This is a genomic window from Shinella agrisoli (genome assembly GCF_046557955.1).
In the GTDB taxonomy this organism is placed as follows: Bacteria; Pseudomonadota; Alphaproteobacteria; order Rhizobiales; family Rhizobiaceae; genus Shinella.
This window is the reverse complement of sequence record NZ_JBJIEP010000047.1, coordinates 1-11,693: the sequence shown is the minus strand read 5'-3', so window position 1 is coordinate 11,693 and position 11,693 is coordinate 1. Positions and strand designations below refer to the sequence as shown.

Annotated in this window: 16 protein-coding genes and 1 pseudogene; all 17 read right to left on the bottom strand. The window is 66.3% G+C overall.

Going from position 1 to position 11,693, the window contains the following annotated elements:
* Nucleotides 1-461 (bottom strand): annotated as a pseudogene (locus ACIIOY_RS26330) (phage tail tube protein); the annotation flags it as partial.
* Nucleotides 454-618 (bottom strand): hypothetical protein, encoded by a 165-nt coding sequence (locus ACIIOY_RS26325; RefSeq protein WP_411037635.1) that lies wholly within the window; start codon nucleotides 616-618, stop codon nucleotides 454-456. The gene ACIIOY_RS26325 and the pseudogene ACIIOY_RS26330, both read right to left, overlap by 8 nt.
* Before the next feature lies 1 nt (nucleotide 619).
* A complete protein-coding gene (locus ACIIOY_RS26320; protein ID WP_411037634.1) occupies nucleotides 620-1,039 on the bottom strand; it encodes a phage tail terminator protein in 420 nt (139 codons plus the stop codon).
* Nucleotides 1,036-1,464, bottom strand: coding sequence for a gp436 family protein (locus ACIIOY_RS26315; protein WP_411037633.1), 429 nt, complete (start codon nucleotides 1,462-1,464; stop codon nucleotides 1,036-1,038). Before ACIIOY_RS26315 ends, ACIIOY_RS26320 begins: the two co-directional genes overlap by 4 nt.
* 3 nt (nucleotides 1,465-1,467) lie before the next feature.
* Nucleotides 1,468-1,725 (bottom strand): Acb2/Tad1 domain-containing protein, encoded by a 258-nt coding sequence (locus ACIIOY_RS26310; RefSeq protein ID WP_411037632.1) that lies wholly within the window; start codon nucleotides 1,723-1,725, stop codon nucleotides 1,468-1,470.
* Nucleotides 1,718-2,278, bottom strand: a complete 561-nt coding sequence (locus tag ACIIOY_RS26305) for a hypothetical protein (RefSeq protein ID WP_411037631.1) — start codon at nucleotides 2,276-2,278, stop codon at nucleotides 1,718-1,720. Before ACIIOY_RS26305 ends, ACIIOY_RS26310 begins: the two co-directional genes overlap by 8 nt.
* Before the next feature lie 100 nt (nucleotides 2,279-2,378).
* Complete coding sequence (locus tag ACIIOY_RS26300) at nucleotides 2,379-2,636, bottom strand: hypothetical protein (RefSeq protein ID WP_411037630.1); 258 nt, start codon at nucleotides 2,634-2,636, stop codon at nucleotides 2,379-2,381.
* 69 nt (nucleotides 2,637-2,705) lie between these two features.
* A complete protein-coding gene (locus tag ACIIOY_RS26295; RefSeq protein ID WP_411037629.1) occupies nucleotides 2,706-3,641 on the bottom strand; it encodes a major capsid protein in 936 nt (311 codons plus the stop codon).
* Between the two features lie 33 nt (nucleotides 3,642-3,674).
* Nucleotides 3,675-4,052 (bottom strand): hypothetical protein, encoded by a 378-nt coding sequence (locus tag ACIIOY_RS26290; protein WP_411037628.1) that lies wholly within the window; start codon nucleotides 4,050-4,052, stop codon nucleotides 3,675-3,677.
* A 10-nt stretch (nucleotides 4,053-4,062) separates the two neighbouring features.
* Nucleotides 4,063-5,184: a peptidase gene (locus ACIIOY_RS26285; protein WP_411037627.1), complete on the bottom strand. Its 1,122-nt coding sequence runs from the start codon at nucleotides 5,182-5,184 to the stop codon at nucleotides 4,063-4,065.
* A 204-nt stretch (nucleotides 5,185-5,388) separates the two neighbouring features.
* On the bottom strand, nucleotides 5,389-5,901 hold the full coding sequence (locus ACIIOY_RS26280) for a phage virion morphogenesis protein (protein WP_411037626.1): 513 nt from the start codon (nucleotides 5,899-5,901) through the stop codon (nucleotides 5,389-5,391).
* Nucleotides 5,902-6,010: 109 nt separating this feature from the next.
* A complete protein-coding gene (locus ACIIOY_RS26275; RefSeq protein WP_411037625.1) occupies nucleotides 6,011-7,252 on the bottom strand; it encodes a PBECR2 nuclease fold domain-containing protein in 1,242 nt (413 codons plus the stop codon).
* Complete coding sequence (locus tag ACIIOY_RS26270; protein ID WP_411037624.1) at nucleotides 7,245-8,732, bottom strand: DUF935 domain-containing protein; 1,488 nt, start codon at nucleotides 8,730-8,732, stop codon at nucleotides 7,245-7,247. The genes ACIIOY_RS26275 and ACIIOY_RS26270 overlap by 8 nt, the downstream gene beginning before the upstream one ends.
* Before the next feature lies 1 nt (nucleotide 8,733).
* Nucleotides 8,734-10,362 (bottom strand): hypothetical protein, encoded by a 1,629-nt coding sequence (locus ACIIOY_RS26265; protein WP_411037623.1) that lies wholly within the window; start codon nucleotides 10,360-10,362, stop codon nucleotides 8,734-8,736.
* Complete coding sequence (locus ACIIOY_RS26260; RefSeq protein ID WP_411037622.1) at nucleotides 10,359-10,943, bottom strand: phage protein Gp27 family protein; 585 nt, start codon at nucleotides 10,941-10,943, stop codon at nucleotides 10,359-10,361. Before ACIIOY_RS26260 ends, ACIIOY_RS26265 begins: the two co-directional genes overlap by 4 nt.
* 1 nt (nucleotide 10,944) lies before the next feature.
* The gene (locus tag ACIIOY_RS26255; protein WP_411037621.1) at nucleotides 10,945-11,259 is read right to left on the bottom strand and encodes a VpaChn25_0724 family phage protein; all 315 of its coding nucleotides are present in this window, start codon (nucleotides 11,257-11,259) and stop codon (nucleotides 10,945-10,947) included.
* Nucleotides 11,256-11,624 (bottom strand): DUF2730 family protein, encoded by a 369-nt coding sequence (locus ACIIOY_RS26250; protein WP_411037620.1) that lies wholly within the window; start codon nucleotides 11,622-11,624, stop codon nucleotides 11,256-11,258. Before ACIIOY_RS26250 ends, ACIIOY_RS26255 begins: the two co-directional genes overlap by 4 nt.
* Nucleotides 11,625-11,693: the final 69 nt, after the last annotated feature.

Genomic DNA, 11,693 nt, shown 5'->3' with positions numbered 1-11,693 from the left:
TCGAAGGAGAAGCGCGGGATCTGGCCCGGCGTCAGCTGGCCGGTGACCTTGCCGCGCACGCCGAGCATGACGTGGTTCACGCCGTCGTCGTTGAAAAAGATCGTCGAGCTCTCGAACAGCCGGGATATCGGCGAATACTGAACGTCCGTGTCGGCGGTGATGACCTCCCGAAGGCCGCAGGAACGAAGCAGCGGGCTAAACGGCGGCGGCGTGCCGGGATCGCCCGAGCCGGTGATTTCGGTCTCGCCGCGCAGTCGGCAGTAGTTGCCGTCCAGGATGACGCCCTGGTGGCCCATGTAGGGCTTGAGCAGGTCGCGGCTGATGTCGTTGCCGACCAGCGGCTCATAGGCGACGTTCGTCATCACCATGGCGTTGGCCGCGCCGGTCGGCGCCGAGCTGGTGCCGTAGACCGTCTCGATTTTGCAAAGGATGGCGAGGTTGGTGACGTAGCGCTCAGCCATTGCCGTTCTCCTTCTTGCCGGCCGGCGCCTTCGCCGTCTCGGCCGCTGCCGGAACCGGCGCGGCGGCGGGCTTTGCGGGTTCCGTTCGCTCGACGAGCTTCAGCGAGCCGTCCTTCTGGCGGATGTAGGAGCCGCCCTTGCCTGCATTCGGGTCCATGTCAGTTCTCCAGGTAGCGCGTCGTCTGCCAGGTCTGGACGTAGACGCTGGCGCCGTTGCCGAGGGAGGCCGCCTGGCCGGCGACGAGCTCGAACGGCTTGTTGCGGGGATCGCTCGACCAGCCGGCGAGCGCTGTTTCGATTTCCAGTTTCCGGGTGTCGAACGAGACGGCCTTGCCGCCGCCTTTCGTGTCGTCATGGCGGCGGATCACCAGGGCGGTGAGCAGCTGGACATGGACGAGCTGGCGGAACTTGCCGGAGGCGAAAGGATTTTCCTCGGCCCGCTCGCGATACGGCATGACGAAGACCGTGCCGCTCTTCGGAGCGGTACCCTTCGTCAGCGCGTCGATGTCCTCGGCCGACAGCACGGCGGCAAGGCTCGGGGCGGCCGTCTCAAGGCGGGTGATCACGTCCTGGATCAAAGCCAGCCCTCCAGCTTGTCGCGGGAAAAGACCGGCTCGGGACCGACGACGCGGACATCTTCGCCGTCGCCGGCCACCGGCGGCTGCTCGCCTTCGTCGACCGGCAGGTCGATCAGGCCGCGCGCCATGTCCTTCAGCGCCTGGTCGGCCGCCTTCCAGTCGCGCACCACGTAGTCGGGCGGGCCGTCGCGGTGCAGGTAGTAGCGCGCGATCGCCACGCACCAGGTGCGCAGGAGATCGGGGACGGAAGCGAGCGGCAGGCGGTAGCGGACCTTCAGGTAGCCGTTGGCCACATTGTCGGCATGGACGAGCGCCGCCTCGACGACGTCCGGATCGGGCGTGCCGTCCACGTCGCGGTCGGCGACCTGGAGGATTTCATCCTGGCCGGCGCGTTCGATGAGATCGTTGAGGCTGGCATAGGGCACGGCCTACTCTCCGTCGACGTCGGGAAGCTTGATGCGGCTGGGCTTGAAGACCGCGCGATTGACCGCCATGAAGCCCTGTTCGATGCTTGTGCGCCCGATCGCCAGCCAGCGCTTGTCCACTTCCGGATCGCCGGCGAGCACATCAAGGAACCGAAGCAGACGCTCTTCGAGGTCCTTGCTGACGTTCACGAGCTGGACGCGGCCGTCGTTCTGCGGGCGATAGCCGGCCACCGGAAGAGGCTTGTGAAGATCTCTATCCACGGCCGTCCTCCCAGCGGGAGACGAGGTTCTTCGCATGAAGCCGGCGGTGCTCCGTCTCGGTCAGGTAGAGATCGCCGCCGCGCGCGACACGCACGTTGTTGTGCCGCACCGCTCCGAACGCGATGAACCGCCGGCGTTCTTCCGGTTTCGCGACCCCGAGCACATGCGAGATGATCGCATCGGCTTGCGCCTGGGTAAGACCGCCGATGGAGCTGGCCGCCGCACCGGCTCCACCGGCGCCATCGCCCTGGGAGGCAACTTGAACGCTGTTCCCGGAAGCCGCTGCTTCCACTTCCGGGCCTGACTGGCTGTTCGTCGCGTCCGACACGATGCCGGGTGTCGACGTGCCATCTTCGTCATGCGGTTTCACCGGGTTGGCCGAAGCCTCGCCGGCAGCAGCGCCGCTCTCGCTCGCGGTGGTATTGGTCCCGTCCGGCCCGTTCTCGCCGGACGGGTCGGATGCGGCCGCGATGACGGCAGCGGCCGCATCCTCCTGCGGCTTCGTCACCGTTTCCGGTTTGGCCGCGCTGGAACTCGTGGTCTTCTTTGCCATGTGACCTTCCTTTCGGATCTTGCGGAGGGGATCGCCGTCGATCCGCTCCGGAAGACCCGGCCGGCCGAAGCCGACCCGGTCGATTGAGCATGCTTCCCCGTCAGGCGGGGCGCAGGCCCTCGCCAAGGCTGAGCCCGTTCGTGCGGTAGCTTTCGAGGTAGATCGGCTTCAGGATCGAGATCACGACGAAGGCGACCAGCCGGGCCGGCAGGCGCAGGAGGAAGGCTGCGGCGGCCGGGGCATCGCGAATGAAGGACATCACCGGCTCGACGATGAGCGGCGCGACCAAGGCGAGGACATAGCCGAGGCGGGCAATGCAGAAGACGACGGCACTCGCGACAAAGCGATAAACGTTCATTTCAGGTCCCTTGGGTTTGCTTGCTGAGACCCACCCGGCGAACCGGGTGGATGGCGGGAGACGGGCCGCTTAGCCGACGACGTCTTCGAAGAGGTAGCCGAGCTCGGGCGCAGAGATGACCTCCTTGACGCTCTCGCCGGATCGGACGCGGTCCGCACCGCGAAGGCCGGTCTTGGGCTCGGGGATCGAGCCGGAGACACGGGTGCCGAACTGCGCCGTCCAGCCGAAGGTCGGCGTCGCCGAAACGGTGTTGGCGAGCGGGGCCTTGACGAACAGCAGCGCCTTGTCGCCCCAGGCACGCTGGCGGACCACGGGCTGGCCCGGCTTGGCGATGTTGATCCAGCCCTCGCCGACATAGATGTCCTCGAGCTCGAGGAGATCGGCGACCGCCCGCTTGTTCGCGTAGCCGTCGCCGGCGCCGGAGGGCGTCAGGGCGCGCAGCACGCTCGGGTTGGTCCGGAGCGCCAGCCAGGACGCGGCGCCGAGGACCATGTGACGGGGACGCATGACCATGCTGTTCGCGGCCTCGGCGATCGCCAGGATCGGCTTGGCGTCGGCATGGCTCCACTGCGACGTGCCCGACAGCGTTTCCTTGTTGTCGGCGCCGTAGGTGCCGGAGGCGAAGACCTTGTTGACGACGCGGATCTCGCGATCGAGAAGCACGAGGTCGATCAGCTGCTGGGCGGCGAAGGCGCGCGGGTCGTAACCGGCCGGCGCGTTCCTGCTGTCGGCGACCGGCACGACATCGTCGAGGCCGTAGTCCTCGGTGCGGTCCTGCACCTCGGTGGCGTTGAACTCCACCGTGTTCGGCTCGGACTTGCGGCCGACCTTGGTGTCGTGGAGCGTGATGAACTGGGCGAAGTCGAACTTCCACCATTTGAACTCCTCGCGCGGGAGGAGCGGTTCGAGGCGCGGCAACACCTGATCGGCGATGAGCGTGCCGTTCTTGTACGCCTGGACGATGCCGACGAGGACCGGATCGACGGGAAAGGGCTGACCTGACATTGAGGGCTCCTGGAAGAGGTTTGGAGGGCCGGCTTATGCCGCGCCCTGGATATGGCCGCGCTGGACGATGGCCCGCGCGATGTCGTTGGCCACGGCGCCCTGCAGGAGGAAACCGCCGGTCACGTTGTTGGCGCCGGCCGCAGGTGCTGCCGCCACGGCCGCGCCGCCAGCGCCGGCCGTGATCGCCGCGCCGGGCGCGATGGTGCCGCCGCAGACGACCTCGGCCGGGCCGAAGAGCACGACGTCGATGCGCTGGCCGCTCTCAGCGCCGCCGGGAAAATCGGTGACGCCGGCGATGAGGTCGGTCGCGGCGGTGGCGAGCGCCACCTCGCCGTCGTTGGCGGTGAACTTCACGAGGCGCCGATGGCCGACGGCGCCGGACGCCACGAAATTCTTGACGATGCGGGACATGGCGGGCTCCTTAGCCGTTGGCCTTGAGGCGCATGGCCGCGACGGCGGGCGTGATCTTCTCGCCCTTCTCCTCGGCCTTGCGGATTTCGGTTTCGATCGCGGCCGTCACATGGGCCGGATCGGAGAAGTCGGGACCGTCGCCGGTGGCGATCTCCCCGGTGGCGACCGGGACCGGCAGCTTGGAAAGCAGATCGCGGAAGGCGGCGCGCGGCGTCGTCTTCACCTCCTGGTCGCCCTCGGAGAAGGTCAGCTCCTCGTCGGCGAGCTCGGAGAAGAGCGCGGTCGCGCTCGCCTGCAGGCCGACCGGCAGGCGGCCGGCGGCGACCTGCTCGGCGACGAAGGCGGCGTCGGCTTCCGCCTGGGCCTTGCGTGCCGTCTCCGCGAAGGTGGCCTCGTCGGCCTTCACCTGCGCTTCGCGCGCGGCAAGCGCGGCCTCGCGGGCTTCAAGCTCCGCAAGCCGCTGTTCTGCGGTCTTGGTCATGTCGGGTTCCTCGGGTTCTGGTTCGGAGAAGGAGGTGCGATCCTGGATGCGCGCCTCGGCGCGGGTGTCGGCCGCATGCTGTGCGATCTGGCCGATCTCGTATTCGGGCACGACCTTGTCGGCCGTCTCCAGGTCGCTGCTTTCGATGATGTACTCGCGCACGGAACGGAACAGCCGCACGACGCTTTCCAGCGCCCAGGCATAGTTCCAGGCATCCGGCCCGGAGAACTCGACGCAGTCGGCATCGGCGTCGGAGAACTCGACCGCCTTCAGGCCCTTGACGGCCGGAGGCTCGGCGCCGAGGAAGCCGACATGGCGCAGGTGGTACTGGCCGGGCGTCGGGTTGCCCGCCTGGTCGGGGCGGTAAAGGGCGACGCTGCGGGTCTTGAAGCGGCCCTCGCGCACCATCTCGGAAAACTCGTCGTGGACTTCGCCGGGAACCGCGATGAGGCGGTCGCCCTTGACCTCAAGCTTCTTGACCCAGCCGTAGGCGGGCGCATTCGTCGCCGGATGGCCGACGACGATCGGCGCCTCGTAGTTGGCCGGATCGTAGTTCGCGGCGATGGCGGCAAGGTCGCCGCTGCCGAATGACAGCTCTGTGCCCTTGCTGGACGTGTGCTTGCCGGTGCGGAAGATTTCGAACGGTTTCATGCTCCGGACCATGCCGGAGCGCAAACAGCCAAAACAGCCACAAGGGCTTGTGGTCAAACCGATCCAGCGGAAAGCGGCATCATTGCGATGGGGGATCGGCGGACAGCTTCAAATTTGAAGCCGGTTTGAAGGCCGTGGAAGCGCTTCATCGCCCTGAGGCTATCATCGCGCCGGCGAGACCGCCAGAGGCGTTCCTGCGCCGTCCTAGTTGGGCGGCCCCTTTTGCTCGGCGGCCATGACGAAATGGTCCTGCACGATCGCCAGCGCCTCCCGGATGCTGGCATCGCTCCAGCCGAGGAACTGGCGCTGCGGAATGGTGACGGATTTCACTTGGAACGTCTGGCCGCCCATGGAGAAGACGAGCGCGGCCGCGTTCTTCGGCACGATGGTGCCGCCCTCGTTGTGGATGCGGGCGTAAACCTCGTTCGAGCCGATTTCAAGGCTGTCGTCGGCGATCTGCCAGACGATCTGCGAGAGCGCCCGCGTGGCGCCGCGCAGGATCCCCGGCCCCTTCTTCGTCTTCGCGTAGAGCGGGTTGAGGCCCTGCCAGGCCTTGCCCTCGGGATCCGTTTCGCTGACGAAGCGCGCCCGCGTGACCTTCGCCTCGAACTCGCCGATGTTCTTCAGCGCGGGCGTGACGTCGCCGGCGGCGGCATAGAGACGGGCGAGCGCGTCGTTGACGTCGTCGTCGTCGATTGTGATGGTCTTGCCGGCCATGCTTGAAACTCCTGTGCTCCGGCCGTATTATCGAAGGGTCAAGTCAGGCCCGCCCACCGGCCGGGATCGTAAAGCCTGACGACGAGACAGCCCGGGCCGGAAGGGCTGTCTATCCTTTTCGGGCATAGAGCAGCGCACCGCGCCTCCATTTCCTGATGTAGCTTTCCCTGGCGTCAAAGCCGGTGATCGCGATCCAGCCGGCCTTGGTCCACTCGAAGCGAACGAAGATCGACTGGCCGTTGTCGAGGATCACGTTGCGCAGGTACGAGCGCCGCAGCACGACGGCACCGGCAGCGGTCTTCGCCCAATCGAGCCAGATTTCATCCGGAGCCTTGATGGTCTCCGCCATCAGGGCGGCATAGCGGCCCCGGCCGAACTTGCCGGCCTTGGTGCGCAGCACGTTGCCGTCGTGATCGCGCTGCTCGAACAGGCTTTGCGAGATCGTGACGATGCCGCCTGACGCATCGCGGAAGTAGCCGCGGTCGCCCTTCAGGCCGAAGGGCTTCAGGAAGGCGTCGATGTAGAATTGGTCCGGCTGGTTCGCCGGCAGCACCATACCGGCGGGCATGCGCGTTGGCTCCGGCATCGGCGGCAGGTCGGCCTGGGGCGCCGTCTCGCCGAAGGGCGGCAGCGGCTTGCGCAGCTCGCGGGGCACGAGGCCGGAAAGCCATTCCTCGCCGACATTGTAGGCCCAGCCCCGGTCTATGCCGGGATAGCGGGTTTCCGGCTGGCCGGTGCGCGGGTCCGTGTCGTCGTACGGCTGGAGGTCCGGCGACGGGTCCGGCCCTGTCTTGCCGAGGGCGCGCAGCTCGCGTTCCGAAAGCGCCTCGACGTCGCAGCCGCAGCCCCACCCGTTCGGTGGATACATGACCTTCCAGGCAGGATCGGTCGCCAGGAGCACCATGCCGTTCCAGGACAGGTGCAGCTTGCGGGGATGGAGCGCGCCCGAATGGACGTACTGCCAGTATGGCCGGTAGCGAAGGACGTCCGGATCGGTGAGCTGGCTGTAGCGGCCGGCCATGTAGCTCGTCCGCATGTTCGTGGTGTAGATGATCTGCGCGCGCCAGGCGCGGCGTTCCTCCTCGGTCTTGCCGTGCGAGAAAAACTGCCAGCCGGTGCGCTCGACGATCGCGTCGAAGTCCTTCCGGAACTCGTTGAAGCCGGTCCCGTCGCGGCGGGCCTTCAGGGTCGCCGCGAAAAAATCCGCCAGCATGTCATCGCGAACAACGCCTGCGACCGAGTAGCCCCGCACCTGTGCCGCATGCTGAAGATCATCGGATCGTCGCGTCGGCAAGAGGACCTTGCCGGCGAGGAAGTCGATCGCCTCCTGGAACGGGATGCCGTCAGCCATGGGCGCTATCGACGCCTTCCAGCGAGGCAAGCAACGCGCCCTGGCCGATCAGCGACGCGAGATCGTCCACGCCCATCTCCGACGAAAGCCGCGCAAGGCGGAGCTGGAGATCGTCATAGTCGCGCGCCTCCTGGAACTCGGCGCGGATCTGCTCGATCATCCGGTCGAGGATCGGCTGGCCGAGCGTGTCGAGCTGCTCGGAGAGCTCGTTGACGACACGCTCGCCGTTGCGCACGGGCAGCGGGTCCGCGAAATCGAGCCCGGCCGTTGCGCCTGGAGACGCCGGCGCTCCCGGTGCGGACGGGTCCTCCTGCGTCCGGTCGGCCTTCCGGCGCCACTCTCCGCCATAGGTCTCGTTGATGTAGTCCTCGCTCTCCGGTTCGAAGCCCATTTCGAAGATCTTCTTGTCGCGCTCGACCTTCTTGTCGAGGTCCTCGGCCTCGGAGAAGTCGCGGTAGACCTCCGGCAGGCCGGCGCCGGGATGGTTCAATTCGACGATCCAGCGAACGAGCGTGTTCTTCAGCGTGGCGCAGACGAGGTCCGCGGCCGCCTTGGCGATGGCGATGCGGATCTCGTTGTGGATCTCGCCGAGGGAACGGGCGCCGCGCTCGCCGCTGTTCGTCGTCAGCGTCTCGCCGAGCACGGCCTCGCTCATGAGCTCGTCCAGGTAGCGGGCGAGCTTCTCGACGAAATCGCCGCCGCCGCCGTTCTTGCTCTCCAGCAGACTGACCTCGACCGTATCAGGCACCGCGATACCTGTGTCGTTTGACATCTGGCGCATGGCGGCGAGAAGCTTGTCCTGCTTCTCCTTGTCGAAGCCTCCCGGGTATCGGCCCAGCGAGGTCGGGGTGGCATGCTTTTCCGTCGCGCGCAGCCAGTGGGCGAGCACCTGGCGCTTGAACCAGGCGGGCCAGAACAGGACGGAGCCGAGGCCGACGCCATAGGGATCGTCGTCGTCATCGTCGATCGAATGCCGGTGCACGATGAACTTGCGGTCGGGCACCGGCTCGCCGTCGACCGTGTCGTTGCGCGTCAGAACGCGCAGCTTCCCGTCCAAGTCGAAACGGAAGCGCCGCTGCTTCTTTACCTTCACCGCAACGGCCTGCCAGCCGAGCGAGGTCGAGGACCACAGGATCTCCGCGACGGCGAACCCCTTCAGCACGGCGCCGAGGAGGCCGCGCGTTAGCCGGTCGAAGTCGATGGCCTTGAGCTGGCGCTCGACGTCCTCGGCCGCCCGCTTGTCGACCCGCCGGTCGGACGCCGGCTGGACCTTCCATTCGCGCGATACGACTTCCAGTTTCAGCTTCTGCAGGATCGCGAAGGCGTGCGGGTCGCGCCGGATCTCGTCATAGACCTTCAGGCCCGCGACGCCGCCTCTGCTCGCGAGCACCTCGTCGGTCGGCGACATGACGCCGGAATATTGCGGGACGTACGGATCGGACGCGACGGTCGCGACTTCGAAGGTGACGGGATTGGCCATGTCACATCCTCATGAAACCGGACAGGTCGGCGCGGCCGTCGACCGTGCCGAAGCTGCCCTGGAACTGTTCGTCTATGCCGGCGCTCGGCCGGTCGTTGCCCGTGGTGCCGGCGCCGACCTCGCCGCTGTCCTGCTCGCTGGCATAGATGGCGAGCGCGCCGGCAATGGCCGCTTCGCCGTGCCGCTCGTAGCCGTCAGACCCCATGGTGCGGGCACTGTCCGGCACCTTGGCGACGCCCTTGGTCATTTTCAGGAGGCGATAGTCGGCGAGCACGTCATCGTGCTTGGCGATCTCGATCGTGCCGTCCTCGAACGCCGCTTTCAGCTTCGGCATGTTCAGGATGTACCAAGGCTGGGACATCTTGATTTCCGAAACGTAGGACGGCCCCCACTCCTGGCGGGCCGCTTCGGCGTGGCTGGCGCCGTTGCCGGTGGCGTCGAACGCGCCGTGGAAGAACCGCGGCAGATGCTCGCGCAGCCAGAAGACCAACTGCTTCTGGCTTTCGAACGGCATGTTCCGAATGTCGAGCTGGAAGGGCGTCGACAGGCTCATGTCGGGACGCACCTGGAAAGGATGGATGAACGAGCTGTCGCCGCTGCGGCCGAAGTCCTGGCCGAAGCCTGAGCGCCAGGCCGGGTTCATCGCCTTGACATGCGGCAGGAGCTGCTCGGTGCAGAAATCGTCGATCTCGGCTTTGCGCAGCTCGGCCGGCCAGTCGACGAACCCGTCAGGCGCAACCCACGGAATGAGGGGAATTTCCTCCTTCATCCGGGCGACGATGAGGGCTCGGGAAAGGTACGTGCCCGACGAGGACGACGGAATGCAGAACAGTTCCTCGTCGGCACCGGCGCCGTAGAACTTGATGATCTTCCTGCGCCAGGACGCTTCCCCCTCCGGCGACCACGCCTCTCCCTTGACGAGGCAGATGCGCTCGTAGAGCCCGTCCTTCAGCGCGTCGTCGAAGTCGATCTTCAGATGGTCGTAGTCCGACTTGCCGGCAAGGATTTCCTGTATCTGCTCGTTGAAATGGTTCTCGAAGCCGTCGTGGGTCGAGCAGACGATGACCTGGCCGCCCCACATGAGGAAGGCGAGCGCGGCCTTCAAGAGCTCTTCCAGGCTATCGACGAAGGCGGCTTCGTCGATCATGACGACGCCCTGCTTGCCGCGCAGGGTGCGGGGGGCCGAGGATAGGCCGACGATCTCGAAGCCCGAGGCGAACTTGATCCGGAACGCCTGGATGAAGCGCTCGCCCGCCTGCTTCGTGCTATCGTCCCACAGGAATTCGTCCATCTCCCCTGCTGCCGACGCGAAGTGCCGCGCCCACATGGCGCAGGCGTCGATGAACTCCAGGGTCATTTCCCGCGAATAGGAGATGTACATGAAATCCATGCCGCCGGCCTCCTTCGACCGGGCGGCGCGCAGGACGGCATAGGCGGCGCACGCCCAGGTCAACCCGATCCGGCGGCTCTTCTCGACGAAGAGCACGTCGCATGCGGCGCTCTCCAGCAGGGCGATGACACGCTGCTGGTACCCGAGCAGCGCCTTGCGCCGCTCGATGCGGCCGAGAACGGCATCCGTCGAAAGACGCCGCGCCTCGGCCCATTGCTCGTCGGTAATCGGCGCGCTCACGTCGAAACCCCGAGGATCTGATCAAGGATCGCCTTCGCGCCTTCGTCGGAGAGACCCTTGGCCTTGGCGACGGTCGTGACGGCTTCCTTCGTCTTCGCCACCAGCTCCGCCTCGATCTTCTGGCGATGGCTGGACGACGTCGCCTGCGCCATCGCGATCATCCGCATGGTGCTCGCCAACTCCAAGAGGTTCTTCGGCGCGAGCTTGCCCTTGTGCGATCGCAGCGTCGCCATGACGGCGGCCTTGATCGCCTCGCCGACGAACTTGGTGAGGTCGTCGCCGTCATTGTGGTCGAGGCCGGCGAGCACGGCCGTCGCCATCTCGCGAGCTTCGTTCATCTCGCGGGTGGTCGCATCAAGGTCGATCGAATAGCGGTTGAAGGATGAGAACGAGGGGATACGAATATCGAGCTCGCCATGGCTTTCGCGCTGGCGCTCTTCCAGCTTCAGAACGAATTCCCTGTAGATCTCCGTCTGAGGACGGTTGTTCGCCTGGAGCTCGCCCGCAGCCCAAATGACGATATCGCTGCATTCCTTGGGAAGCAGCTGGATCGAACTCAGCCGTCCACGCCCGCGCGACATGTCAAACGCCCGCCCTGATCGACGGGCGCTTGATGCCCTCAATGAACTCCTGGCGACGCAGGTGCCGCCAACCGGCCGGCGTCAGGCTGGCGATCTTCACCGAGCCCGCCTCCAGGACGGTGATGGCACCCATTTTCGCCATGTAGTCGAGCTGCTGGTGGATCCAGGGGCGCTCCTCGTAGATTGCGAACGTGTTCAGCGCCGGTTCCATCATGCTCGACGACAGGCTTTCGTTCGCCTGGACGGACAGCTCCTTCAGGATGATGAGGCGGGCTTCCTCCCGCTTCAGGTTCTCGTAGTCTATCGCAATGCTCATGCTGTCTTCCTTGCCTGCTCGACGAGCACGTCCTGAAGGCGCTCGCCGATTGCCTGGATGGGCTTCAGACGCTCGTCCATGGCCTCGAAGCGGCCGGCGAGCGCGGCGTCCTGCGCATCGAGGCGGCCGATGATCTTGGCCATGGTCATCTCGATGCGATGGGTGGTTTCGCGATCGGGCAGATGCTTCAGGTCGCTTTCGAGCGCCTGGACGCGCCGGTCGTAGTCCACCATCTTGGTTTCGACCTTCGTCACGCGTTCATCGAGCTTCTTCTCTCCCGACGTGAAGATCGTCTTGAGCTGTGTCGCCAGGGCGATGATGGATAGGGCAGCCCCAATCCACGGCATGATGATCGATAGGTCCATCAAGGTCTCTTCTCCGTGGCCTCGACGGCCGACACAGCCGCCGCCCGTCTGGTTTCGCAGGTGATGAGC

Bases quoted from the DNA above. Each gene is read 5' to 3' on its own strand.
- ACIIOY_RS26295 (WP_411037629.1), bottom strand. From the start codon at position 3,641: ATGTCAGGTCAGCCCTTTCCCGTCGATCCGGTCCTCGTCGGCATCGTC.
- ACIIOY_RS26275 (WP_411037625.1), bottom strand. From the start codon at position 7,252: ATGGCTGACGGCATCCCGTTCCAGGAGGCGATCGACTTCCTCGCCGGC.
- ACIIOY_RS26300 (WP_411037630.1), bottom strand. From the start codon at position 2,636: ATGAACGTTTATCGCTTTGTCGCGAGTGCCGTCGTCTTCTGCATTGCC.
- ACIIOY_RS26250 (WP_411037620.1), bottom strand. From the start codon at position 11,624: ATGGACCTATCGATCATCATGCCGTGGATTGGGGCTGCCCTATCCATC.
- ACIIOY_RS26255 (WP_411037621.1), bottom strand. From the start codon at position 11,259: ATGAGCATTGCGATAGACTACGAGAACCTGAAGCGGGAGGAAGCCCGC.
- ACIIOY_RS26280 (WP_411037626.1), bottom strand. From the start codon at position 5,901: ATGGCCGGCAAGACCATCACAATCGACGACGACGACGTCAACGACGCG.
- ACIIOY_RS26305 (WP_411037631.1), bottom strand. From the start codon at position 2,278: ATGGCAAAGAAGACCACGAGTTCCAGCGCGGCCAAACCGGAAACGGTG.
- ACIIOY_RS26290 (WP_411037628.1), bottom strand. From the start codon at position 4,052: ATGTCCCGCATCGTCAAGAATTTCGTGGCGTCCGGCGCCGTCGGCCAT.
- ACIIOY_RS26285 (WP_411037627.1), bottom strand. From the start codon at position 5,184: ATGAAACCGTTCGAAATCTTCCGCACCGGCAAGCACACGTCCAGCAAG.
- ACIIOY_RS26270 (WP_411037624.1), bottom strand. From the start codon at position 8,732: ATGGCCAATCCCGTCACCTTCGAAGTCGCGACCGTCGCGTCCGATCCG.
- ACIIOY_RS26325 (WP_411037635.1), bottom strand. From the start codon at position 618: ATGGACCCGAATGCAGGCAAGGGCGGCTCCTACATCCGCCAGAAGGAC.
- ACIIOY_RS26260 (WP_411037622.1), bottom strand. From the start codon at position 10,943: ATGTCGCGCGGGCGTGGACGGCTGAGTTCGATCCAGCTGCTTCCCAAG.